Annotated in this window: 17 protein-coding genes; 9 read left to right on the top strand and 8 right to left on the bottom strand. The window is 68.2% G+C overall.

Annotated features, from left to right (window positions below; translation table 11 throughout):
* Positions 1-108: 108 nt before the first annotated feature.
* Positions 109-888, bottom strand: a complete 780-nt coding sequence (locus tag GobsT_RS07480) for an SDR family NAD(P)-dependent oxidoreductase (RefSeq protein ID WP_010047793.1) — start codon at positions 886-888, stop codon at positions 109-111.
* Positions 889-968: 80 nt separating this feature from the next.
* Between GobsT_RS07480 and GobsT_RS07475 the strand changes: the two genes are divergently transcribed.
* The 7 genes from GobsT_RS07475 to GobsT_RS07445 all read left to right on the top strand — a co-directional run bounded on the left by GobsT_RS07475 (position 969) and on the right by GobsT_RS07445 (position 7,921).
* The gene (locus GobsT_RS07475; RefSeq protein WP_010047791.1) at positions 969-1,328 is read left to right on the top strand and encodes a hypothetical protein; all 360 of its coding nucleotides are present in this window, start codon (positions 969-971) and stop codon (positions 1,326-1,328) included.
* Between the two features lie 20 nt (positions 1,329-1,348).
* Positions 1,349-1,912, top strand: a complete 564-nt coding sequence (locus tag GobsT_RS07470) for a hypothetical protein (RefSeq protein WP_010047789.1) — start codon at positions 1,349-1,351, stop codon at positions 1,910-1,912.
* 742 nt (positions 1,913-2,654) lie between these two features.
* The gene (locus GobsT_RS07465; protein ID WP_148087645.1) at positions 2,655-2,852 is read left to right on the top strand and encodes a hypothetical protein; all 198 of its coding nucleotides are present in this window, start codon (positions 2,655-2,657) and stop codon (positions 2,850-2,852) included.
* Between the two features lie 261 nt (positions 2,853-3,113).
* Positions 3,114-4,160 carry a DUF1559 domain-containing protein gene (locus GobsT_RS07460; RefSeq protein WP_010047783.1) on the top strand — a complete coding sequence of 349 codons (1,047 nt, stop codon included), beginning with the start codon at positions 3,114-3,116 and terminating at the stop codon, positions 4,158-4,160.
* A 501-nt stretch (positions 4,161-4,661) separates the two neighbouring features.
* Positions 4,662-5,351, top strand: a complete 690-nt coding sequence (locus GobsT_RS07455) for a hypothetical protein (RefSeq protein WP_010047782.1) — start codon at positions 4,662-4,664, stop codon at positions 5,349-5,351.
* A 35-nt stretch (positions 5,352-5,386) separates the two neighbouring features.
* Positions 5,387-6,928, top strand: a complete 1,542-nt coding sequence (locus GobsT_RS07450) for a M48 family metallopeptidase (protein ID WP_085948097.1) — start codon at positions 5,387-5,389, stop codon at positions 6,926-6,928.
* 285 nt (positions 6,929-7,213) lie between these two features.
* Entirely contained in the window at positions 7,214-7,921 is a 708-nt protein-coding gene (locus GobsT_RS07445; RefSeq protein WP_029600653.1) for a class I SAM-dependent methyltransferase, read from the top strand.
* 268 nt (positions 7,922-8,189) lie between these two features.
* Here GobsT_RS07445 and GobsT_RS07440 read toward each other — a convergent pair whose 3' ends face one another.
* The 6 genes from GobsT_RS07440 to GobsT_RS07415 all read right to left on the bottom strand — a co-directional run bounded on the left by GobsT_RS07440 (position 8,190) and on the right by GobsT_RS07415 (position 18,317).
* Positions 8,190-9,362: a glycosyltransferase family 87 protein gene (locus GobsT_RS07440; protein WP_010034418.1), complete on the bottom strand. Its 1,173-nt coding sequence runs from the start codon at positions 9,360-9,362 to the stop codon at positions 8,190-8,192.
* Positions 9,363-10,178: 816 nt separating this feature from the next.
* On the bottom strand, positions 10,179-11,513 hold the full coding sequence (locus GobsT_RS07435; RefSeq protein WP_109571545.1) for a DUF1501 domain-containing protein: 1,335 nt from the start codon (positions 11,511-11,513) through the stop codon (positions 10,179-10,181).
* A 60-nt stretch (positions 11,514-11,573) separates the two neighbouring features.
* Entirely contained in the window at positions 11,574-14,534 is a 2,961-nt protein-coding gene (locus GobsT_RS07430) for a PSD1 and planctomycete cytochrome C domain-containing protein (protein ID WP_010034428.1), read from the bottom strand.
* Between the two features lie 154 nt (positions 14,535-14,688).
* A complete protein-coding gene (locus tag GobsT_RS07425) occupies positions 14,689-17,208 on the bottom strand; it encodes an O-antigen ligase family protein (RefSeq protein WP_010034431.1) in 2,520 nt (839 codons plus the stop codon).
* 33 nt (positions 17,209-17,241) lie between these two features.
* On the bottom strand, positions 17,242-17,595 hold the full coding sequence (locus GobsT_RS07420) for a hypothetical protein (RefSeq protein WP_148087644.1): 354 nt from the start codon (positions 17,593-17,595) through the stop codon (positions 17,242-17,244).
* A gap of 35 nt (positions 17,596-17,630) precedes the next feature.
* Entirely contained in the window at positions 17,631-18,317 is a 687-nt protein-coding gene (locus tag GobsT_RS07415) for a S1 family peptidase (protein WP_010034436.1), read from the bottom strand.
* A 194-nt stretch (positions 18,318-18,511) separates the two neighbouring features.
* On the opposite strand from GobsT_RS07415, the gene GobsT_RS37580 reads away from it, so the two are divergent.
* Entirely contained in the window at positions 18,512-19,363 is an 852-nt protein-coding gene (locus GobsT_RS37580) for a hypothetical protein (protein ID WP_157506530.1), read from the top strand.
* Positions 19,364-19,473: 110 nt separating this feature from the next.
* Positions 19,474-20,778 carry a polysaccharide biosynthesis/export family protein gene (locus GobsT_RS07405; protein WP_010034440.1) on the top strand — a complete coding sequence of 435 codons (1,305 nt, stop codon included), beginning with the start codon at positions 19,474-19,476 and terminating at the stop codon, positions 20,776-20,778.
* Here GobsT_RS07405 and GobsT_RS07400 read toward each other — a convergent pair.
* Complete coding sequence (locus GobsT_RS07400; RefSeq protein ID WP_010034442.1) at positions 20,759-22,015, bottom strand: glycosyltransferase family 4 protein; 1,257 nt, start codon at positions 22,013-22,015, stop codon at positions 20,759-20,761. The genes GobsT_RS07405 and GobsT_RS07400 overlap by 20 nt on opposite strands.
* Positions 22,016-22,067: the final 52 nt, after the last annotated feature.

Here is a 22,067-nt window from a genome sequence, read left to right as displayed (position 1 = left end):
AGACAGAAGCGAGGCAAATTTAAAGAGATCACAAGAGGAACAAGAACATTGGTCTCGATCCTGTTGAATCCTGTTAATCCCGTCAAAAAACTGCCTGCGCCGTTCGCCTTACCACAGCGTGTACCCGCCGTCCACGACGACCGTGGCCCCGGTGACGTAGCTGCTCGCGTCGCCGGCGAGGAACACGGCCGCCGGCCCGAGCTCCTCCGGCTCGCCCATCCGGCCCATCGGGATGTGCGACACGAACTCGTTCTGGAAGGTCGGCTTCTCGCCGAACCACTTGCGGTTCGGGGCGGTGAGGAACACGCCGGGGGCGATCGCGTTCACCCGCACCCCGCGGGGCGCCCAGTCCGCCGCCAGCGACTTCGTGAGGGCCGTGAGGGCCGCCTTCGCGGTCTCGTAGTGCCGGCCCCGGATGCCCTTGATCGCGATCGGCCCCGCGATGCTGGTCACGTTCACCACGGCGCCCTTGCCGCGTTCGAGCATCCCGCGGCACAACTGCTGGCAGCACACCAGCGCGCTGGTCAGGTTCAGGTCCATCAGCTCCCGCCACTGCGCGAGCGGCACGTCTTCCGTGGCCACATCGACCCGGCGCCCGCCGACGTTGTTCACCAGCACGTCGATCGGCCGGTTCAGGCTCAGCACGTCGCGGCACGCGGCCTCGGCCCCGGCGGGCGTGGACACGTCCCCGGGCACGGCCGCGACGAACCGGCCGAGTGCGGTCAGCTCGCGGCGGGCGGTTTCGAGCGCGTCGGGCTCGCGTCCGACGAGCACGAGGTCGGCGCCGGCCTCCGCAAGCGCCTGGGCCATCGCGCGCCCCAACCCCCGGCTGCCGCCGGTGACCACCGCGGTGCGTCCGTCGAGCCGGAACCGGTCCAAAACGCCCATCACGCTCCCGATTTCAGCGCCGCCCCGCGTGGCCCATCAGCTTAATATAGGGACAACAACCCAGAAGCGGCGGGCAATCGATGGCGAAGTGCGACGAGGGCTACCGGTGCGAGGTGTGCGGGCGCGACGTGGAGGCCGTCACCGACTCGGACCTTTACCTGCGGTTCGTGCTGGGCGAGGTGCCGCTCGAAACCCTTCACCTGCTGCCGGAACGGCATTTGCGTTGCAACCCGGCGCTGGCCCAGTACATCATCGACCCGGCGTTCGCGCCGGTGGGGTGCGAGGGGCCGTTCGCGAAGGCGGAAATGGACGGCCAGTTCGTCGCCGCGGAAGAGCGCCGGGTGTCGCACGGGTACCGCCGGTTGCGCGCGATCCCGACGCTCGGTCTCGCGGTGCCGGAGTACCCGCTGGGCGTGACGCCCGACGGCGGAACCGATTAGCGATCTCGGGGGGAGCAGCCATGAAAGCGTTATTCGCGGCCGGTGCGGTGCTCGCGCTCGCGGTTGTTGCGCGGGCCGAGGAGTCAGGGCCGAAGGCCGGCGAGAAGGCGCCCGCGCTGAAGGCGTTCGGCGTGGTGGGCAAGGTCGAAGGTAAGGAGGCGGACTTCGTCGCGGACCGCAAAGGCGAGCCGACGATTTACGTGTTCGTGCAGGCGGAAGAGGGCGGCATCCCGGTCGGCGGCCGTCCGGCGGCGCGGTTCATGAAGGAACTGGACAACAAGATCGGCGACACCGCGGACAAGGCCGAGGTGGTGGCCGTGTGGCTCGGCGAGAAGGCGTTCGACAAGCACAAGGAGTACCTGCCGCGGATCAACATGTCGCTGAAGTTCGCGAAGACCTCGCTCGCGGCGTTCGGCGGCGAGAAGAGCGGCCCCAACAACTGGAACGTGAACCCCGACGTTCACCTGACGGTGGTGATCGTGACCAAGGGGAAGGTGGCGAAGTCGTTCGCGTTCACCTCGGTGAACGAAACCGACGTGAAGCCGGTGCTCGAAGAGCTAGGAAAAGCGATAAAATCCAAGTGACCCGCGGCACACAACAGGTCGGCACGTCCGGCCTTCACTGCCCTTGAAGGTCGTGGCAAAAGGGCTCGACCTCCAGGCGCGGTCCCGAATTTCCCGTTACTAACGTGCAATGCCCGCAACGCACTCACCGTTGCGGCACGGCCCCCCCAAGCGCCTCCCCGAACACGACGTCGTCCGGCCCAGTTCCTTCTGCGTCTGCAGACCGCCCGGCCGCCCCCGCAACTGCACCGGCGGCAAATCCGGCCATGACTTCCATTCTGGAATTCGGTGGGCTGTACCACAAAACGCCATTGTTTCAGGGCTCGCCGGAATAGTGGCATCCGCTCCGAAGCTACCGACCGTCTTCATCATTTCTTCTTTTGACCGCCGCACCTTGTTTCTTAGGATTTCTATCTCTCGGGGCGATCGCCATCGATCTGCGCCCGGCGAAACTTATGAGCGAATCCACACCACCACCCTCCGCATCCGGGGCCGACCGCACGCGGAAGGAGTGCGTGGGCGTACACGCTCGTATTTTGTGCTCTGGCCGTCGCCGGCGGGGACGGGTACTATTTCTATGAGAAATCTCGCAATCCTCTCCCGCCACCGGTCGACGAGACCAAGTCCCTGAAGGACTGCGTCGCCCGGCTCGCAACGACCCAAAAAAATTCGCAATAGCTAATGAGTTCTGTCCGGTAGTCCTCAGCGGCGTGCTTTGCGGTCGGTTTATTCGTCCACTCCGTTCCTGCAGTTGTGTTTCGGCGTGCCGCACAACCGGCCCGCAGACCGTCAGGAACAGATCGAGCAGACGTTCGAGGCGTTCAAGTTCGCTGGTACGTCGGTCGAAGGGATTTCCGTCGGCCGCGGGCGAACGAAGTTCATTCGGGTCTCGTACAAAACGGCATGGGCGCCGGTCCGCGAAGTGGACCGGAAGCTCACGCACCTGTTCGACGAGCAGTAGGCTCGCACGGTTCGCCCGAGGTTCGTGACGGAAGTATTGAGGTCCCGCGTGCGGAACCCGCACGCGGCAACGGACGTTTCGACCGGTTGGCTCGCAAGTTCGCAGGTTTATCAGTTCGCCTACGCACAGCCGTCGGGCGCCCGCAGCGGCGCCCGGCCCCCGACGGGGAAACGTGATCGAGTTGCCCGGTCCACCGTGCCTCTCGCCCCGGAGCGCTCCGGCCTCCTGGATTCATCACCGTTTCCCGCGGAAGGGTTATACATGCGCGCACGTTCTGGCCCGAATCGTTCGTCCGGCTTCACGCTCATCGAGCTGCTCGTTGTCATCGCCATTATCGCGATCCTGATCGGGCTCTTGCTGCCCGCGGTGCAAAAGGTCCGCGAGGCCGCCGCACGCATGAAGTGCCAAAACAACCTGAAACAACTCGGCCTGGCCGTCCACAACTACGAAGGCACTTACGGCTCTCTCCCTCCCGCAATCGTGAGCAGTCCGGGCTCAGCCGACTGGGCTGGGCTGAAAGAGTTCCAAAAGAACCCCGCCGTCACGCCGACCGCGGGGACCGACTTCGCAAAGCACGGCTTCCTCTCACTCATGTTGCCATACATCGAACAAGGCAACGTGCTGAACTCGATTCCCGGCGGGTACAACTTCCGGCTCGACTGGAACGATCCGGTCAACCAGCCGGCCACGAGCACCCGCATTCCGACCTACGAGTGCCCGTCAGTGCCCAGCGAGCACGTCGTGAGTCCCGTTCCGAGCGGGTGGACCAAAGGACCGGCGACGGGCGATTACTGGCCCATCACCCGCGCCAACAACAACAACGCCGTCTGGACGCAACTCAACATGACGCCCCCCAGCGACGACGGGGTTCGGGGTGTGCTCACCCACAACCGCCGGACCAACATCCTGGCGATTACGGACGGGCTGAGTAACACCCTGATGCTTGGCGAGTCGGGTGCTCGGCACGAGGGCTGGGCGGGCGGAAAACGGTACGCAGACGCATCCACGCTCGGCTTTTTGGCCGGGGGCTGGGGGCAAGAGAGCAACAACATCGTGTGTGCGGGTACGCAAGCTCCGGTCACACCCGGTGTTAAACCGGCCAAGGTGTCCACGGCCGCGCACGTTCAAGCCGGAACGGTCGCGATCAACGCCTGGAACCAGGGCGAGTTGTACGGCTTCCACTCCGGGGTGTGCAACGTCGTCTTCGGTGACGGCTCGGTCCGATCCCTGCGCAGCAGTATCACCCTGACCACCCTTCTCAAACTGGCCGCGCGGGGCGACGGCGTCCCGGTGAACGCGGACGAATAACGTCGCATCCTTATAAATGAGCCCGCCCCGGGCGGTCGCGGCGCTTCAAGAACAGCGACACGACCACCGGTCACGTGTACGAGAGCGGGAGGCGTTTTGCGGCCCGCGCAGGGCGCACGCTTCGGAATGCCGTTTTTGACAGGATCGACAGGATAAACAGGATGAAGACTGATCGATTTAAATCCTGTGCATCCTGTCAAAAACGGCCTTCGCATCCCCATCGCGTTCGTGCCCCGCTCACGGGCGCGGTAGCGCGTCAAGAAATGCCACACGACCACCGGTCACGTGTGCTCGGTCGTGCGGGCAGTCACAATTGACTTTCGACATAAGTCCTGAATCAGCTTGGTGTAGCGCCACGATAGCTGTCAGAGACTTGGCTATCGCAACCGCTTTTCAGGCATCGACTTGCGGGTTTGACGGTCCGCACGCCCTCGTACCGTTGTGAGATCGGCCCGCGCGCGGCGGTATAATCCTACCGCCTGCCCCCCGCGGAGCCGCATCATGGTTCGCTTCACCCTCGCGTTGTTGGCGCTCACCGGTATCACCTTGACCGCCGACGCACAGCCCGGGCGTTTGCCGCTCGCACCGGGTGTGCATCAGGGCAGCTCGATCGGCCCCGGGACCCAGTTCCTGCGGCAGTCTCACTCGCACCTGCCGCTCTCGCCGGGCGTGTATCAGGGGAGTTCGATCGGTCCCGGGACCCAATTCCTGCCACAGCCGACCTCGCGCTTCAACTCCGGTGCGTCGTGGATCAACCCGTACGCCGGGCGCCCGACGAGTGGGTACCAGTTTTTCCCCAGGCCGTACTACTTCGGGTACAGCTACGGGCTCGACTACGAGTACATCGAACAGCCGGGTTACGATGAACCGGTCTACCCGGTCGTCGGGCCGGTCGTGCGGGTGCCGCGGCCGGAGCCGACGGTGGTACTGGCGAACGAGTTCCCGGCCACTCTTGTCGTGCAGTTCCCGGCCGCGGCCGACGTGTGGCTCAACGGGCGTGAGGTGAGCGGCGCCGCCGCGGACGAGCGCGTCCTGACCTCCCCGGTGCTGAAGCCGGGCGAGTCCTACGCCTTCGCGGTCAAAGCGCGCTGGGCGGCCGGCGGCAAGACCTACGAGGCGAACCGCACCGTGACGCTCGGGAGCGGCGACCGGAGCCGGCTGATCGTCGTATCGGGGACCGAGGTGAAGTAGGTTCTTTCGCGCTTCGTTGCGCGTACACTGGGGGTATGCCAATACTCTTGGTGTTCGCTCTCATTGCCGCGTGCCTGCCCATCGAGTGGCCGCACCCGCTGATCGGGCCGGAGCGCGAGGCGGCGCTCGTGCTGTCCGGCGGGGCCGTCGCGGCGGCCTTCGGCCTGGCCCTCGCGCTGCGGGGGTGGGTGATCCGGACCGTGCGGCGCGACCCGCTCCGACGGTACGAGGCAGCCCGCGCGTACAACCGGTGGCGCCGGGTGCTGTTTTTCGTCAACCTCGCCGTGGCCGCGGCGTGCGTGCTCGCCTTCGGTTGGGGTTGGCGGGTCCAGTCCGAACTGCTGATCTTCTGGGACGGCGAAGCGCGCCTCCTGCCGTTCGCGGAACTGGCGGTCCCGCTCCCGTACTTCGTTCTCCTGGTCGGCGGCTGGCTGGTCTACTACGACGCCGAGCGCGCGCTCCACCGCGTGCTGCACCTCGGCGAGCGGCCGTTCTGGTCGCGCTCCGCCTACCTGCTGTACAACCTGCGCCAGTTCGCCCTGATGGTGATGCTGCCGGTGCTGCTGTGGGTGGCGCAGCAGGCGCTCGGCCGCTACCTCCCCGACATCACGCGCACGCTCGTGTACAAGCTCGGGTCGCTGGCCGTGGTGCCGGGGCTCATCCTGCTGATGCCGCTGCTGATGAAGCCGCTCCTGGGGCTGCGCCCGATGCCGCCGGGGCCGGTGCGCGACCGGTTCGTCGCGCTCGCGCGCCGGCTGGAGTTCCGGTGCGCCGACTTCCTGCTGTGGCCCACGCACGGGGCGATCGCGAACGCCTTCATCACCGGGTTGCTCCCCCGGGTGCGGTACGTCGTGTTCACCGACCGCATTCTGGACGACCTCCCGCCGGACGAACTGGACGCGGTGTTCGGGCACGAGGTGGGGCACGCGCGGCACGGGCACATCTGGCTGTACGCCGGATTCCTGGCGCTGAGCCTGTCGGTCCTGGCGGCCCTCGTGCTCTTCGTGGAGCAGGTCATCGAGACCGGCACCTCGGAAGAGGTGGGGCGGTTGCGGGAGGCACTCAAGGGCTTCAAGACCTGGGCGGCGCTGCCCCCGGTCGTGCTGGTGACGGCGTACCTGTTCGTGGTGTTCGGGGCGCTGTCGCGGTGGTGCGAGCGGCAGGCGGACCTGTTCGGGTGCCGGGCGATGTCGTGCGCGGACCCGACCTGCACGGGGCACGACGAGAAGACCGTTTACGCGACCGGCGGGCGGTGCCTGTGCCCGACCGGCATCCGGACCTTCGCCCGCGCGCTCGACCGCGTGCGCGACCTGAACGGGCTCGACGCCGACGAGGGCGGCCGGCACCGGTTGGGGCGGGCGGCGCGGGCGGTGTGGGGGTGGCTGCGGGCGTGGCAGCACGGCCCGATGTCGCGCCGGATCGCGTACCTGAGCGACCTGGCCACGCGCCCGCACGACGAGCGGCGGTTCCAGCGGCGGCTGTTCGCGCTCAAGTGGGTGCTGATGCTGTCGCTGCTGGCGGCGCTGGTGGTGCTGGGGCAAGCCGTCGGCTGGCGCGCGCTGCTCGAAGTGCTGTAATTGCGAATGGGTGATGCTCTAACCGGATTTCGGCCGTCTCAAGTTGGTCCGCTACTTGTGATTGTGCCCTGGGCCGCGGGCGGGTTGTTCCCTGGGACCGCGGACGTCCCGTCCGCTGGTCGGCACGACGTTTCGTGGTGCGGATGTTCCGCCACGCGACCCGAGCTTCCAAGCAGCGGACGGGACGTCCGCGGTCCCAGGGAACAACCCGCCGTCACGCCCCGAGCTGTTCGATCGCAGGATGAGCGGGCGATTTTTGGATTGTTTTTGTACTGTGGAGCGGGAATGAAGTCCTCGGTCGATGAGATCCGGCGGCGGTTCGACGCCGACGTGGAGCGGTTCAGCAACCTCGAAACCGGGCAGTCGGCCACGGTCGACGCGCCGCTCGCGATGGCGCTGGTCGCGGAGACGGCAGCGGCCGTCACCCCGCACGCCCGGCACGTCCTCGATATCGGTTGCGGGGCCGGGAACTACACGCTCAAGCTGCTCGAACGGCTCCCCGGTCTCGACGCGACACTTCTTGACCTGAGCCGGCCGATGCTGGACCGGGCCGCCGAGCGGGTCGGGGCCGCCACCACGGGGCGCGTGACCACACTCCAGACGGACGTGCGGGAGACCGACTTCCCGGACGGCACGTTCGATGTCGTGCTGGCCGCCGCGGTGCTGCACCACCTCCGCACCGACGCCGAGTGGGAGCGTGTTTTCGCATCGATTTTCCGGTGGCTGCGGCCGGGCGGCTCGGTGTGGGTCTTCGACCTGGTCTCGAGCCCGCTGCCGGCCGTGCAATCCGTGATGTGGCGGCACTACGGCGAGTATTTGGCCGGCTTCAAGGGAGACGCCTATCGCGACGCCGTGTTCGCGTACATCGAGCAGGAAGACACGCCGGCGCCACTCGGCTACCAACTGGACCTGCTGACGCGGACCGGGTTCCGCACCCCAGAGGTGCTCCACAAGCACCTGTGCTTCGCCGCGTTCGGGGCGGTGAAACCGTGAACTTCCGGCACTCGGCCCGTGTTCTGGCGGGCTGATGGTACCCGGAATCCAGTAGTTTCCGGTTGCGACAGCCGTGACGAGATCAATCGCCGGATCGGAACACGCCCAGGTTACACCCGCCCGCTGACGCAGGCAGTTCGACAAGCCACGGACGAACCGCCTGCGTCAGCAGGTGGGTGGCGCACAACCAACGAACTTGAAACGACTGGAAGCTCCTTCCGCGGAACGGCCGGCTGCTCGTGCCGTTCCCGAACTATGTGTCTTGTGTTCACACGTGTGTGAGTACTGTTCTTTTGGCGAGCCGAGTTCCCCAGAAATAGAGAACGAGTGTCAAAGGGGCGAGCCAAACGAAGGTGAACTCCTGGTACTTGGCGGCGTTCATCACCAAACACACCGTCGTAATCCCGGTGGCCCCCAAGAGCATCGGAGCGACCGTTTTCGGGCGGCGCGCGGTCGCCGTCGCGAACACGTGCGCGAGCGGCACCAGGAACAAGATTTGGTCGTAGACCCAACCGTAGGGGCTGGTCATGAACGATACGAGGAGCAAAATCGGAAGGCGATCGGCCCAGATCCAATGATGCCGGTTCACGAAATAGTACCAGACGCCCCAGACTTGCGCCCCGACGGCCGGGACAAAGGCCAACCAAAAACGCTCCGGCCCGAACGCGAGTCGTAAGAGGGTGCCGAGCGTCGGGGGGATCATTTCGGACGGCGGGCGGGCCGTGAGCGCTTCGCGGTACTGCTCGAACACGAACGGGTTCGGCACCGCCGCCACCGCCGTAAGCACGAGCGATCCGCCGATTACCCCCGCGATCATTGGCCACGCGCGGGTGCGGATGGCCCAAATCGCGACGAGGCTCCCGACCAAGTGCCAATTCTGCGGCTTAACCAGGACCACGGCGAGCAGCGCCCCCGCAAGCACCGGGCGCCCGGCGGACAGCCCGGCGAGCCAGCCGACGACGCCCAGCAGAACTAACGAGCTGTGTTGACCGAGACCGAGCGTTTGGAGCGTCGGGTACCAAAGGAGCCCGATCGTCCAGGCGATCGACAGGTGCTCACTTGAGCCGTTGTATATGCGCCAAAGGGCCGTGAGCGTCCCGAAAATGGTGCCGAGTTGGATGATGAGCCAAACCCACCGGGCGGCGGGGAACGGCAGACCGGCCAGCGGGGTGAAGACCGCGAGCGTCCAGGGCGGGCTCCAGGCGGGCAAGGGCGCGGGCCGGTCCGGTTCGATCGCGCGTTGAAGCGGGGCCAGGTTGTTAGGGTCGTAAGCGTTTTCGCCGCTAAGGTTTACGACCGTTCCGGCCCAATACGCCCCGAAATCTTCGACCCGAGCGATGCGACCGACGGAGAGCGCCTCCGGCCGAACGGAAGCCACGAGCAGAACGGCTCCCACCGCCACGGCCGTTCCGGCGGCAATAGCGACGTACGGCTGTTTCATTACGATTTCTATTCGATTTGCATCGTTGATATATCGACGGCTAGCGCGTCCTCGGTGTCAACTTATAGGATTCAAATGGCGTTGGTCAGCGATATTTTCGACACATTGTGTCGCAAGGTGATGCCGCTTCTATTGGCGCGTGACTTGGTGTCGTGACCTGCGACGATTCTCGAAACCGGTCGCGGCATTGACGTGCCCGTTCACGGAGTTCACGCAACGCGGACCGGGCACGCCGCCCTTTCGCACGTGACGGCTTGTGAAAACGGCATTTTCGACCGACGACGGGTATCACTCAAAATCGCTATCTCGCTCGCGCAAGCGAGCCACTTCAAAACCAGGTCACGTACAGACAACCAATCAATGGGAGGCGGTGCCATCTGGCTATTAGGGGGCAGCCGTTTCGCGCTCGCGCGGTGCCGGAGTCGGAACCGCGCGAGCGCGAAAAATAGCCGATGGGGCACCGACTGGACATCTGCTGGCCAGGGACTGGCAATTCGCTGGTAGTTCGCTGGGTCGTTGCTACCACCGAATCACAGGTCCGGACGCCGCAGTGCCAACGGCTCCTGACCGCGGCGGTGGCGGGTGCTTAAGTTGCAAACTGTTGCAGAGGTATTGTTTGTGTGCGTTTCAGTCGAGCCGCATCGCTTGGCCCATCGAGAAGAAACGGGGTGCCAGACCCCGTCGGATGCGGTTGCGGCGCGGTGGAAACTTCTGGAAGTGCAAAACGACGTGTTGAGGGTGGGGAAAGAACCGATGTACCGATTCGCCGATCGGCTGCGGCACCGCGAGCGGAATGGGTATTCGCCGCCCCCGGCGTCAGGTCAGGAGGTCGCGCACGACCTCGCCATGGACGTCGGTCAGGCGGTAGTCGCGTCCGGCGTGCCGGTACGTCAGCTTCGTGTGGTCGAGGCCCATCAGGTGCAAGATGGTCGCGTGGAAGTCGTGGACGTGGACCGGCTTCTCCACGGGCTTCATGCCGTACTCGTCGGTCGCGCCGTGGGCGTACCCGCGCTTCACACCCGCGCCGGCGAGCCACGAGCTGAACGCCCAGTTGTGGTGCTCGCGGCCCGGGTTGTCCGCGGTGTTGTTGAACGGTGTGCGCCCGAACTCCGTCGTCCACACCACGAGCACGTCGTCCAACAGGCCGGTACGTTTCAGGTCCTGGAGCAGCCCGGCGATCGGCCGGTCCACCTGCTGCGCGAGCCGCCCGTGGTCGGCCATGTCGCCGTGCGAGTCCCAGTTGCCCGACGAGCCGGTGTGGATCAGTTCCACGAACCGCACGCCGCGCTCCACCAGCCGGCGGGCGACCAGGCACTGCCACCCGAACCCGCTCGTCTGCCCCCGGCTCAGGCCGTACAGGGCGAGGGTCTTATCGTCTTCCTTCGAGAGGTCGAGCGCGTCGGGCATCTCGGACTGCATCCCGAACGCCGTCTCGAACGACCGGATCCGGGCCGCCAGGGCCGGGTCGTCCGCGCGTGTCGTCCGGTGCGCTTCGTTGAACGCTTTCAGCGCGTCCAGTTCGAGCTGCTGCCGCGGCGCGTCGGGCACGCGCGGCTTCAGGTTCGCGATGGGCTCGGTGCCGGGCACCACGCGCGTCCCCTGGTGCGCCCCGGGGAGGAAGTCGGCGGCCCACACCTGTGTGCCCGCGTAGGGCATCTGCGGGGCCAGCACCAGGAACGACGGCAGGTTCTTGTTCGGGGTGCCGAGGCCGTAGCTGGTCCACGCCCCGATGCTCGGCCGGGCGAACGCGAACGACCCGGTGTGCATCCCGAGCGTCGCGTTGTAGTGGTTCGAGTGGCTCGTGTGCATCGAGCGCACGAGCGCCACGTCGTCGATCTGCTGGCCGAGGTGCGGGAACAGGTCGCTCACTTCGGTGCCGCTTTTGCCGCGCGGGGCGAACTTCCAGTTCGGCTTCTTGAGGAACAGCTTCTCGTACCCGGGCCGGTTCCGCGTCTCGGGGTGGTCGAACGTGACCTGTTTGCCGTGGTCCGCGACCAGCTTGGGCTTCGGGTCGAACGAATCGACGTGCGACACCCCGCCGCTCATGAACAGGAAGATCACGCTCTTCGCCTTCGGCGCGAAGTGCGGCTTCTTGGGGGCCAGCGGGTCGGCCGAGTCCGCCGCCAACAGCTCCGCGAGGAGGCCGGGCATGATGAGCGATCCGGCCACCGCGGAGCGAACGAACCCTCTGCGCGACGGGTGCATGTGCGGTCACTCCACGAAAAGGAATTCGTTGCTGGCGAGTACGACACGCGACAGGGCGGCCCACGCGGCGCGGTCGGCGTCGGGGCGGTTCCCGAGCGCGGCCTGATAGCGCTTGAGGAACGTGGCCGCGAACGCCCGATCGCGCTCGGTCGGCGGGCGCTGGAGGGTGAGCCGGAACAGCTCGCTCGCGCGGTCGGCTTCGGGTTTTGCGAGGACGCGGTCGGAGAGCTTTTCGGCTTGCGCGTGGAAGAACGGGTCGTTGAGGAAGTACAGCGCCTGCGTCGGCACCGTGGTGGTCTGGCGCTGCGGGGTGGTGGCGTTCGGGTCCGCGCCGTCGAACAGCCCGAGGAACGGGTGCCGCCGGTTCCGCACCTGGACGAGGTACACGCTCCGCTTGTCGGTCTCGAAGAACGTGCCGAACGGAACGTGCTGCGTGTAGCTCCACGCCGACTCCGGCGGGAACGGGTGCGCCGCTCCCGGTTTACGGTCGAGTTGGCCGCTGACCGCCAGCAGGGTGTCGCGCATCTCTTCGGCGCTCAAGCGCCGGCGCTCGAATCGCCAGTGGAGTTCGTTCGTGGGATCGACTTTCGCCGCTGCGTCGCGGTGCGTGGCGTCTTGTTGGTAAGTTTGCGAGAGCATGATGGCGCGGTGCAGCGCTTTCGCTTTCCAGCCGCCGCGCACGAACTCCGACGCGAGCCAGTCGAGCAGTTCGGGGTGCGTCGGGGCCGCGCCGCGGGTGCCGAAGTCGTTGGGCGTCGCCACCAGCCCTTTGCCGAAGTGGTGCAGCCAGATGCGGTTCGCCATCACCCGGGCCGTGAGCGGGTTGTCCTTCGACGCGACCCAGTTCGCCAGGTCGAGCCGCCCGCTCGCGGTCGCGTCGGTGATCGGGGTGCCGCCGAGCGCTTCGAGCCAGCGCCGCGGGACCGCGTCGCCGAGCTTTTCGGGATCGCCGCGGAGGTGCAACCGTGCGTCGGCCGCTTGACCCTCGGTTACTGCGAACGCGACTTCCTGGGTCGGCGCGGCCTTCAACAGTTCGGCGCGTTCGCGCGTCAGCGCCGCGAGCTTGACCGCCGCTTCGGCTTGGGCCGAGAAGAAGGGCCGCACGTCCGCCGCGAACCGCTCCAGCACCCAGCCGACGCCGTCCGGTCCGCCGGGGTGGGCGTCCTTGACGCGGCCCCGGACCGTGACCTTCCCGGAAATGGGGCTGAGCCACCCGATTGCCACGTTCCCGTCCGGCGCGGGGTGAACGAACAGCGATTGCGGCGGGAGCTTCGTCCACACGGCGGCTTCGTTCTTTGCGCCGTTCACGAGTACGGAGGGCGTGTCGCCGTTGCGCCACGCGTGCAGTCCGGGCTTGCCGTTGAGGTCGCGCACGGACTCCGGGAGCAGCGTCGGTTGGTTCCGGGCGTCGAGCAGCCACCACACGCCGTTGGCGCCGTACCCGTCGGCGTGCGGGTTGTTGGCGAGCGCGTCACGCAGGAGATCGTCCCGCGCGCGCCAGCGCCGCTTCTGGCCGCCGACTTCGGTGAGGTCGAACTCGATCAGGGTGGTGTCGGCCCCGTGGTTTTTGAGGGGCGTGATCGAGAGCAGGAGCATCTCGCCGGCGCCGACCTCGATCTCGCCGGCGTCGAACGTTTTGTCCCCGCCCTCGGAGATTTCGCCCTGCGACAGCACCCGGCGGCTCTTTACGAACGCCGCTTGCGCGGCCTGGGCGTGCTTGCGGCCTTCGCCGGATGCGGCTCGAATCGCGGCGTCGAGCTTCGCGAGTCGCTCCCGGTACGGCTTCACAACGCGGTCCCACTCGGCCGGCGGGAGCAGGGGCACGAGGTCGCGGGGCTGCTGTTTGGCCTCGCACCCGGGGAACGCGAACTTGGTGCTCTCGAAGATGCCGTACAGGGCGTAGTAGTCGCGGGCGGTGACGGCGTCGTACTTGTGGTCGTGACACCGGGCGCACCCGAGCGTGAGGCCGAGGAACGCTTTCCCGAGGGTATCGATGCCGTCCTCGTGGGTGAGGTGCATGAACTTGTCGCTGTCGTGATCGAACCGGCGCGCGAGCGCCAGGTAGCCGGTGGCGACCACCCGCGCGGCGTACTTCTCGGGCGGCCCCTTCGCGGCGAGGAGGTCGCCGGCGAGTTGCTCGCGCAGGAACTCGTCGTAGGGCACGTCGCGGTTGAACGCGTCGATCACCCAGTTGCGGTACCTCCAGGCGTGCGGGAGCGGGTGATCGCTGTTCTCGCCGGCGGTGTCCGCGTACCGCACGAGGTCGAGCCAGTGGCGGCCCCACCGCTCGCCGTAGTGCGGCGACGCGAGGAGCCGGTCCACCACCTTCGCGAACGCGTCGGGGGCGCCGTCTTTCAGGAACGCTTCGACCTCTTCGGGCGCCGGCGGCAGCCCGGTGAGGTCGTAGGTCGCGCGGCGGAGGAGCGTCCGCTTGTCCGCGGCCGGAGCGAGCTTCAGCCCTTTCGCTGCGAGCTTCGCGAGCACGAAGCGATCGATCTCGTTTCGGGTCTCGGGCTTCTGGCCTTCAATGTCCGGTACGGCGGGCCGGCGCACGGGCTGGAACGCCCACCACTTCCGGGCTTCTTCGAGCGTCACCCCGCCGAGCTTCACCGGCCCGCCGGTGCGCGGGTCGGCGGCGCCGTCGCGGACCCACTTTGTGAGCGCGGCGATGTCGCGGTCCGGGAGCTTCCCGGCGGGCGGCATCTGGGACAGCCCGTCCTTGCCGTGGAGCGCCTTGATGAACAGGCTCTCGTCCGGCTTCTTGGGGCGGATCGCCGGCCCGCTGTCCCCGCCGGTTTCCCACCCGGTGCGGGTGTCGAGGCGCAGCCCGCCCTTCTGCTTCTCGGGGCCGTGGCACCCGACGCAGTGCTTCACGAGCAGCGGGCGCACCTCCTTCTCGAAGGCGTCGTCGGCGGCCGCGGGCGAAGTACCGAGTGCGAAAAGCACGAGCGCGAGAGACGTTCGCATGGCGGGTTCCGGGCGGTCAGCTTAGCGCACGATCGTACCCCAGGTGACGACAGACTGAAAGCGATTGATCCGCGATTCTGCGCAACCAATTCTCGACATCGTGGCTGCTGGCCGGAAGTACCTGCGATCGAAGCTGGCGCGAGCACCTCGGGTGTCAGTTCGCTTCGATCACGCGCTTCAATTCCAGCCCGTGCCGCGCCGCATCCAGTCGGTCCTGAATTGCCCCGCTTTGCGTCCGGTTCAGAAGCCATTCGAGCTGTGGGACGGCGTCCTCGTATCGCTCCTGTTGTTCGAGCCAGCGGCTGTACCCGTCCCGAATGCCGAACTCATCGGGCGCGGCGGCGACCGCCCGTTGCCACGCCCGAAGCGCGTCCTCGGCGTGGTCGAGTTCTTCGTGAGCCCGCGCGACCGCACCGAACTGAGCGCCGGTCGCGCCGGACCGATCACCACAAGCCGCGACCGCTTCGAGGAACGGCTGGCGCTCGGCGCGGGCCGTGTAGTCCGGGAATAACAGGTCGGCCGCGGCCAACAGAATCACGGGCTCGTCCGGGAGCACGTGTTCGCGCAGCTCGCCGACCGAGAGCACCTCTTGGGCCGCCAGGAGGATCGTACCGAGGTGCCGCGGCGACAGGGCGAGCGACTTCTGCCAATCTACCCAGGCCGAAGTCCGATCGCCCCGCCGCAGCGCGGCCCTCCCGCTCGTGAACCACAAATCCGCGTCATTCGGGAGCAGTCGCTTCGCCCGGTCGAAGTGAACGGAAGCGGGTTCGGACCGCTCGAAGTGTTCCGCCAGGAGCGCCAATCGCGTGTGCGGCTTCGGGGCAATCGGGTTGACCGCGCGGGCGGCTCGAAGGAAGCGGAGGGCCGGAACGATGTGACGCGAGACGACCTCCGCAGGGAATCGGTCGGGTGGTTCGGTTCCGGGCGGCGCGCCCGCGAGTGTGGCTTCAACGGCCGCGTCAATTTGCCCCTGTGCGGCGTCGAACAGCACGGCCGGGTCGTCGGGGCGAAGGGCCACGCGCGCGTCCAGATGCCGCGCCCGGCGCGCGAGCCGGTCGGGCGAATCGGTGTCGCGGTAGGTCACGTCGGCCGCGCGCTTCAGCCGGTGAACCCGCTCGCGGGCGCGCGCGTCGAGCGCGACAAAGAGGGCCAACCCCGCGACGGCCAAACCGGCACCGACGGTCCACCACCCGCGCTCGCGAGCGACGTGAGGCGGCCGCTCGAAATCGGGGTCGGCGGCCGCCATCGCGAACCCCGCAACGGTGGCCGCGAGAAGCGCCACCGCGGGCATGTGAACCGCGAACTCCGCGACGGCGTGAAGTGCGACCGCGGCCAGCCCGAACCAGGCTCCGAGGATCAACGGACCGGCCGACCGTTCGCGCTTCCGGGCGAACCCGCGCGCCACCGCCACCGCGACGCCAGCCGCGAGGAGGAGTGTCAACCCGAAGCGGACCACGCCCCCCTCGACGGCCGCTTCCAGGTACTCGTTGTGGGCGCTTTCGACGACCGCCGTCGGCCGACCGGTTCGCACGAGCGGTTCGGCCCACAGGAACGTACCGCCGCCCGTTCCGCTCGTCCAAAACCGCGGAACCAGATCAACCGTGTCGCGCCACAGATCGGTCCGACTGTCCGCCGTTTCCACGGACCCGAAGGTGGCCAGGCGCCGCTCGATGCTCACCGTCCCGAACCACGCGAAGACACCGCCCGCGACGAGAACCGCACCCGCGAGCGCCGCCGGGTTGCTCCAGCGCCCGGGCCACCCGCGCCACGGTCGGCTCAACAGTAACGCACCGGCTCCCGCCGCGACCACCGCAAGGATCCCGCCCCGTGAGAGGCTGAACGCGATGCTCGCGGCCATCAGCCCGACGGCCGCCGCCAGCCCCACGTTGCGCGGCGTCAACAGCCCGGCCGGCGCCTCCCCACGCGTTCGACCTCGCTCGCGGTGCAACATCAAGCCCACCGCCAAACCCAGACACACCGCCGCGTAATCCGGGTAATGGTTCCGGCAGACGAACGGGCCGAACACGGCTCCTTCGCACCGCACCGACCAAAACAGCACGTTCGGTGCGGAGGAGAAGAACTGCCCGAGTGCGAGCACCGCGAGCGCAACCCCGTTCGCGGTTAGCGCCCAGGCCAACCGGCGGAAGCCGGCGGGCGTCGCGAGCCAGTTCCGGGCCGCCGCGTAGACCAACAGAATCGCCAGTACGCGGGCCAAGAAGGTGCGCGTCGCCGCCGGGTCGACGCTCAGCGCGAGCGCCGTCGGCCGCGTCACGCCAGCTTCACCCGAAAGCAATTCCGATGTGTCAGGGACGAACGTTCGGTGCCACTCGAGCCGCGTCGGCGATAGCACGCCCACGACGGATTCGGGTAGCGGGACCAGTTGAACCGCCGACCAAAGTGCGATCCCGCTGAGGCTCACAGTCACGATATCAGGACGGATCGCGAGCCGTCCGGCCGCGACTGCGTGTGTCGACCAGAGCGCCACGAGGAGCAGCGCCCCTGCGGCAAGGGCCGACTCGAACGGCGGGTCGTTGGACGCGAACGGCCACGGGGCCAGCACCACGAGCACGAACAGAACCGCCTCGCCGGCGCCGCGCAGTGACCGCGGAACCGGCGAGGCGGCGGGCGCTCGGTGCTCCGAGGCCGACGACGAACGCGGCGAAGGTGTGGGCATAGCGGACCCCTTTCGGGCAGCACGGGCGGGCCGCTACTTCGGCAACTTTCGCGATTTCAGCAACGCCCCCAACGGAGCGCGAGTGGTGAGCCCGGTGCCCTTTGCGGTCCGGGCGGGCGCCCGCGCCTGAGTTGAGGGGCTGGTTGAAACTTCCTCCCAGTCCCGCAGAACGGCCGCGGACGACAGCTCCTCCGGGGCCGGCGCGACGCGGTCCGCGGGCGACGGTTGCCCGACCAGCGTTCGCGCTTCCGCCGGGAGGTCGTCGCTTCCCATGAGCGCCGCGCCCATCAGGACAACGGCTACCGGCACGAGCGCGACCGGCAGGAGGAGCGAACAGGCTTGGGCCACACGTGCCCAAGAAGCACCGGACGAAAATGGCCGGGTCATGTGTCCCTCGCGGTTGGGGGCGTTCAACGGAGCCATCAGGGTGCGAACAGCCAGTCGTAGCCGTTCTGTTTCAGTGCGTAGTGGATCTCATCAAGGTGCGCAAAGTAGCCCCGACCGCCTTGGGCCGCGGCGCAGATGCCGATCACCCGGCCCTCGGCGTCGAGTAGCGGACCGCCCGACATCCCGCCGACCGGGACGCCTTCCGACCGCCAGAAAAACGCGGCCCCGCCGCCCGGGCGCCGGACGAACGCCTTCTCGATCAGCTTTTCCGCGCGCCACGCGGGCGGGTCACCGCGCGGGCACCCGACCGCCGCCGCCGCCGCGGGGAACCGTTTCGGCCGCGCGCCCGGCCCGGCCAGCCGCGCCACCGGAACCGGGGTCGTGCCGACTGGCAGTTTCACCAGCGCGAGGTCGGGGTCTGCGAGCCTCACGACGACTTCGCCGTGCGTCAGCGTGCGCGCGACCTTCGGATACGATTCGCGTGTGAAGAACTCGTATGCGCGGGGTTCGCCCTTCGGCACCGCGTGCGCCGCCGTGAGCAGGTACGCGAAGCAGTCCTTGCACCCGATGCAAACGGCGGTTGCGCGAGTCCCGCCGACCGGCCCGCCGCCGACCCGCGGACACGCCGCGAGCGCCGCCCACTGCGCGTCAACGGCTGTCGGGGCCGCGGCGGCGACCGGGTCGAACGCGACCATCAGCACGAACCCGATAAAAGGTAGCACGGGAAGAGCCTCCGAAAATGGGCCGTTCGCGGGACAAAGCTGATGAATCTCGCCCAATCAGCACACCGGCACCAATCCGCACACCTGGCAATTTCGGTAGAGTCGCCAGAACCGGTCAACTCGGAACTCTCACGATCCGATATCACCCTTAGTATTCCGTCCTGAACGTGGTGGTGTTCGTTGCGGAGACCGTCATGGGTTGGAGAGTTGTCGTGGCCCTGTGTGCCGGCACCCCGGCTCTCACGTCGGGGTGCAACATCGCAGCCTACGCCACCCACAACCTCGTGAACGAACAGTCGCAGACGCTGACCAAACTCAAGTTGCGCCAGCGCATGAACGCCGCGGCGAGTGCCGCGTGGCAAGAAGAGTGCGCGCGGCACCCGCCGGGCACCTACTCCGGGGCCTACGCGGACGGCTTCATCGACGGGTACGCCGATCACCTCGATAACGGCGGGACGCCGGCACCGCCCGGCACGCCGCCGCCGAGCTACAGGCGCCACGCGAACGACTTCACGCCTGCGGGACAGGCGGTGCAAAGGGATTACCTGGCCGGGTTCCAACACGGGGCCGAAGCCGCGGCCGCAACCGGGTGCCGACAGAACTTCGTCGTGCCGGTGGTGCTACCGGCTCCGAAACCGGAGCAGCCCCTGAACATCATCTGCGTGCCGGCACCCGCGCCCCCGCCCCCGATGCCGAAACCGCCCGCACCGGCGGGGCACCCACCGGCCGCGGAACCGCCAGCCCCCGGCCCGGCCTCGTCGCCCCTCAGCCGCCGGATGCGGCCCGTTCGCTGGCGTGACCAGCCGGGGCCGGTTCGAGAACCGGCCCCGGATCTAGAGGTGGTTCCGCGGTCCGACCCGATGTCCGCGCCCCCGGTGCCAAGCGCGCCACAACGGCCACCCGCCTCGCCGGCACTACCTCCTGTCAGGGGGACGTTCTCGCCGTGGCCGCTTCCTGCCATGGGTATGCCTCTGTATGGGCCCGTGGTTCCGGCGGGAGGAAACGGGTGGGGGCCATACGATGGGCGAATGCCGGCACTGTTTTGATAAGGGCACCGGGCGGCGGCGGCGGCGGACCATTGGGCGCGCCGCCGCCCGGCGGCGGTTTTTGGTGGCGCGCAATTAACGGCCCATTTTCCGTGACCGGATCAACGACCATGACCACGACCCGCGCACTCCTTTTCCTCCTTATGGTCGGCGCGTCGGGCGGCTGCGCTTCGCTCACGAACCCTGTCGCGGACGGTGTCCCGGTCAACCGCCTTCCCGCCGAGGTGCTCGGGCGGCCGAAGTCGGAACTGCGCCCGGTGCCGCTCACACTGCTCCGCCAGGCCGCCCCGGCCGAATACACGCTCGACGCCGGCGACGTGCTGGCGGTCACCGCGAACGAGATCTTCGCCCCGGGCGACCAACTGCCCCCGGTCCGGCCCGCCGACGCCAGCGGCCGGCCCCCGGTCGTGGGCTACCCGGTGACCGTTCGCGACGACGGGACCCTGCCCCTCCCCTTGCTCAAGCCGCTCAACGTTCGCGGGAAGACGATCCGGGACGTGGAGCGCATGCTGCTCGACGCGATGACCGGCAAGAACGGCGGCCCGGAAATCGTCAAGCCGGGGGCGGCGCGGGTGTCGGTGCAGATGTACCAGCGCCGGCAGTACCAGGTGCTCGTGGTCCGGCAGGACTCGGCCAGCGGCACGTCCGGCCGGCCGCTCGGCGGCCCGGGGTTGGCGAACCCGTTCTCCAACGTCGGCGCGCTCGGCGGCGAGGGGAAGCGCGGGCTGGGGTTCACGGTGAACCTACCGGCGGGCGAAAACGACGTCCTCCGGGCACTGAACGCGACCGGCGGTCTCCCCGGCTCGGACGCGAAGAACGAGATCGTCATCATCCGCGGCGGGCGCGACTTCTGCGCCGGGGCCGGGGCCGACCCCGCGGCCCAGTCGATCCGCATCCCGCTCCGCGTGTACCCCGATCAGCCGCTCACCATCCGGGCGGAAGACGTGATCCTGCACGAAGGCGACGTCGTCGTGATCGAGTCGCGCGAAACGGATGTCTTCTACACGTCCGGGATCATGGGTTCGTTTGTGGTGCCGCTGCCGCGGGATCACGACCTCGACGTGATCCAGGCCATCGCGTTCGTCCGCGGCCCGCTCCTCAACGGGTCGTTCAGCCAGACGGCGTTCAGCGCGTCCTCGGTGAACAACGGGATCGGGAACCCGAGCGCCAGCTTGTGCGCGGTCTTGCGGCAGTTGCCGGACCGGCGCCAGATCACCATCCGGGTCGATTTGAATAAGGCGTTCCGCGACCCCCGCGAGCGCATTCTGATCCAATCGGGTGACGTCCTGGTTCTCCAGGAGGCCCCGGGCGAGTCACTCACGCGGTACTTCACCCAGACGTTCCGGCTGTCGGGCGCGTTCAACATCCTGCGCCGGTCCGACGCGAGCTCTGTCATCACGACGACCGTGCCATAGCCGGCTGCGGTGCGGGGACCGGAAGGAGGGCGCGCAGCTCCGCGTCCCACTCGTCGAGCTGGCGGCCCCTGGAGAAGTGTTCGTGGTAGGCCGCGTGGCACCGGGTGCGGAGCGCGGCGAGTCGTCCGGGTTCGGCGGCGAGTGCCCGGAGGTCGGCCGCAACGGCCCCGAGCGTTTCGGGGGTGAGCACCCAACCCACCCGGTACTCGGTCACCCACCGGCCGATGGCGGAATCCGGCGGCCCCGCGTAGACCACCCCGCGACCGGCCGCCAGCGCGCCAAAAAACTTCGACGGGACGACGGCGCCGGACCACTCGGACCGCAGGCTCACCAAGTGCAGGTCGCACGCCCCGAGCCGCCGCTCCAGTTCTTCTTCCGGGGCGAACCCCGCGAACGACACGTTCGCGTCGTCCGGCGTCACGGCGGCTTTGAGCTCGTTGACCCGGTTCCCGCGGACCGCGAAGCACAGGCCCACCGGCGCGCCGCGCAGCAGTCGCGCGAGGTTCAGGAACTCGGTGTGCGAGTGCGCGCGGCCGAAGCTCCCGGAATACAGCAACCCGAGAGCCGCGGTCCCGAACAGTTCCCGACGCGTTGCGGGGTCCGCCTCGACCGGCCGGCTCGGCTCCACGAGCGCCCACGGGGTGAGCGTCACGGGGCGCGCGTGCGAACCGTACCGCTCGAGCCGCTCGCGCATGCACGGCCCCAGGTCCGCGATCACGCCGCAGCGCCGGTAGGCCTTCGCGAGCAACCAGTTCAGCACCCGAACGGGAAGCGAACCGGCTTTCAACATGCCCTCCGCGACGGCCGCGTCGGGGTAGAGGTCGTGGCACCAGTGAACGACCCCGGCGCGCCAGCGGAGTGCCCACCACGGCAGCGCCGCGAGGACGCCCAGCACCGGGTCGGTTCCGACGATCATGACCTCGTTCCGCCGTCGCGGGAGCGTCACCGCGGCGCGCGCCCAGGCGCACAGCATCCAGGCGGCGTTCAGCACCCGGCCCCGCGCGGACGCCTGCCGGAACGGCGGCCGCCACACGCGACGGATGCTCACGCCGTCGTGAGTCTCGTTCGCCGGGTGAGCGATGGACTCTTCGCGGCACCCGCGGTTGCACGGGATGGCGGTCACGTCCCAGCCGCGCGCGACGAGGCCGTCCGCGAGGTCGGTGAACATTCGCGCGCTGATCACGTCATCGGGGTGAAAGTAGTGGTACAGCAGAACGGCGTGTGGGCGGTCGGACATGGTTGTGGTCTGTTGAAAGGATTATGAGGGCGCGACGACGGTTACCAACGGG

Origin of the sequence: Gemmata obscuriglobus (assembly GCF_008065095.1) — a bacterium.
Taxonomy (GTDB): Bacteria; Planctomycetota; Planctomycetia; order Gemmatales; family Gemmataceae; genus Gemmata; species Gemmata obscuriglobus.
This window is presented reverse-complemented; position numbering and strand designations above follow the sequence as displayed.

Bases quoted from the DNA above. Each gene is read 5' to 3' on its own strand.
- GobsT_RS07425 (WP_010034431.1), bottom strand. From the start codon at position 17,208: ATGCCCACACCTTCGCCGCGTTCGTCGTCGGCCTCGGAGCACCGAGCG.
- GobsT_RS07475 (WP_010047791.1), top strand. From the start codon at position 969: ATGGCGAAGTGCGACGAGGGCTACCGGTGCGAGGTGTGCGGGCGCGAC.
- GobsT_RS07450 (WP_085948097.1), top strand. From the start codon at position 5,387: ATGCCAATACTCTTGGTGTTCGCTCTCATTGCCGCGTGCCTGCCCATC.
- GobsT_RS37580 (WP_157506530.1), top strand. From the start codon at position 18,512: ATGGGTTGGAGAGTTGTCGTGGCCCTGTGTGCCGGCACCCCGGCTCTC.
- GobsT_RS07455 (WP_010047782.1), top strand. From the start codon at position 4,662: ATGGTTCGCTTCACCCTCGCGTTGTTGGCGCTCACCGGTATCACCTTG.
- GobsT_RS07440 (WP_010034418.1), bottom strand. From the start codon at position 9,362: ATGAAACAGCCGTACGTCGCTATTGCCGCCGGAACGGCCGTGGCGGTG.
- GobsT_RS07435 (WP_109571545.1), bottom strand. From the start codon at position 11,513: ATGCCCGGCCTCCTCGCGGAGCTGTTGGCGGCGGACTCGGCCGACCCG.
- GobsT_RS07480 (WP_010047793.1), bottom strand. From the start codon at position 888: ATGGGCGTTTTGGACCGGTTCCGGCTCGACGGACGCACCGCGGTGGTC.
- GobsT_RS07420 (WP_148087644.1), bottom strand. From the start codon at position 17,595: ATGACCCGGCCATTTTCGTCCGGTGCTTCTTGGGCACGTGTGGCCCAA.
- GobsT_RS07430 (WP_010034428.1), bottom strand. From the start codon at position 14,534: ATGCGAACGTCTCTCGCGCTCGTGCTTTTCGCACTCGGTACTTCGCCC.
- GobsT_RS07470 (WP_010047789.1), top strand. From the start codon at position 1,349: ATGAAAGCGTTATTCGCGGCCGGTGCGGTGCTCGCGCTCGCGGTTGTT.
- GobsT_RS07400 (WP_010034442.1), bottom strand. From the start codon at position 22,015: ATGTCCGACCGCCCACACGCCGTTCTGCTGTACCACTACTTTCACCCC.
- GobsT_RS07460 (WP_010047783.1), top strand. From the start codon at position 3,114: ATGCGCGCACGTTCTGGCCCGAATCGTTCGTCCGGCTTCACGCTCATC.
- GobsT_RS07405 (WP_010034440.1), top strand. From the start codon at position 19,474: ATGACCACGACCCGCGCACTCCTTTTCCTCCTTATGGTCGGCGCGTCG.
- GobsT_RS07445 (WP_029600653.1), top strand. From the start codon at position 7,214: ATGAAGTCCTCGGTCGATGAGATCCGGCGGCGGTTCGACGCCGACGTG.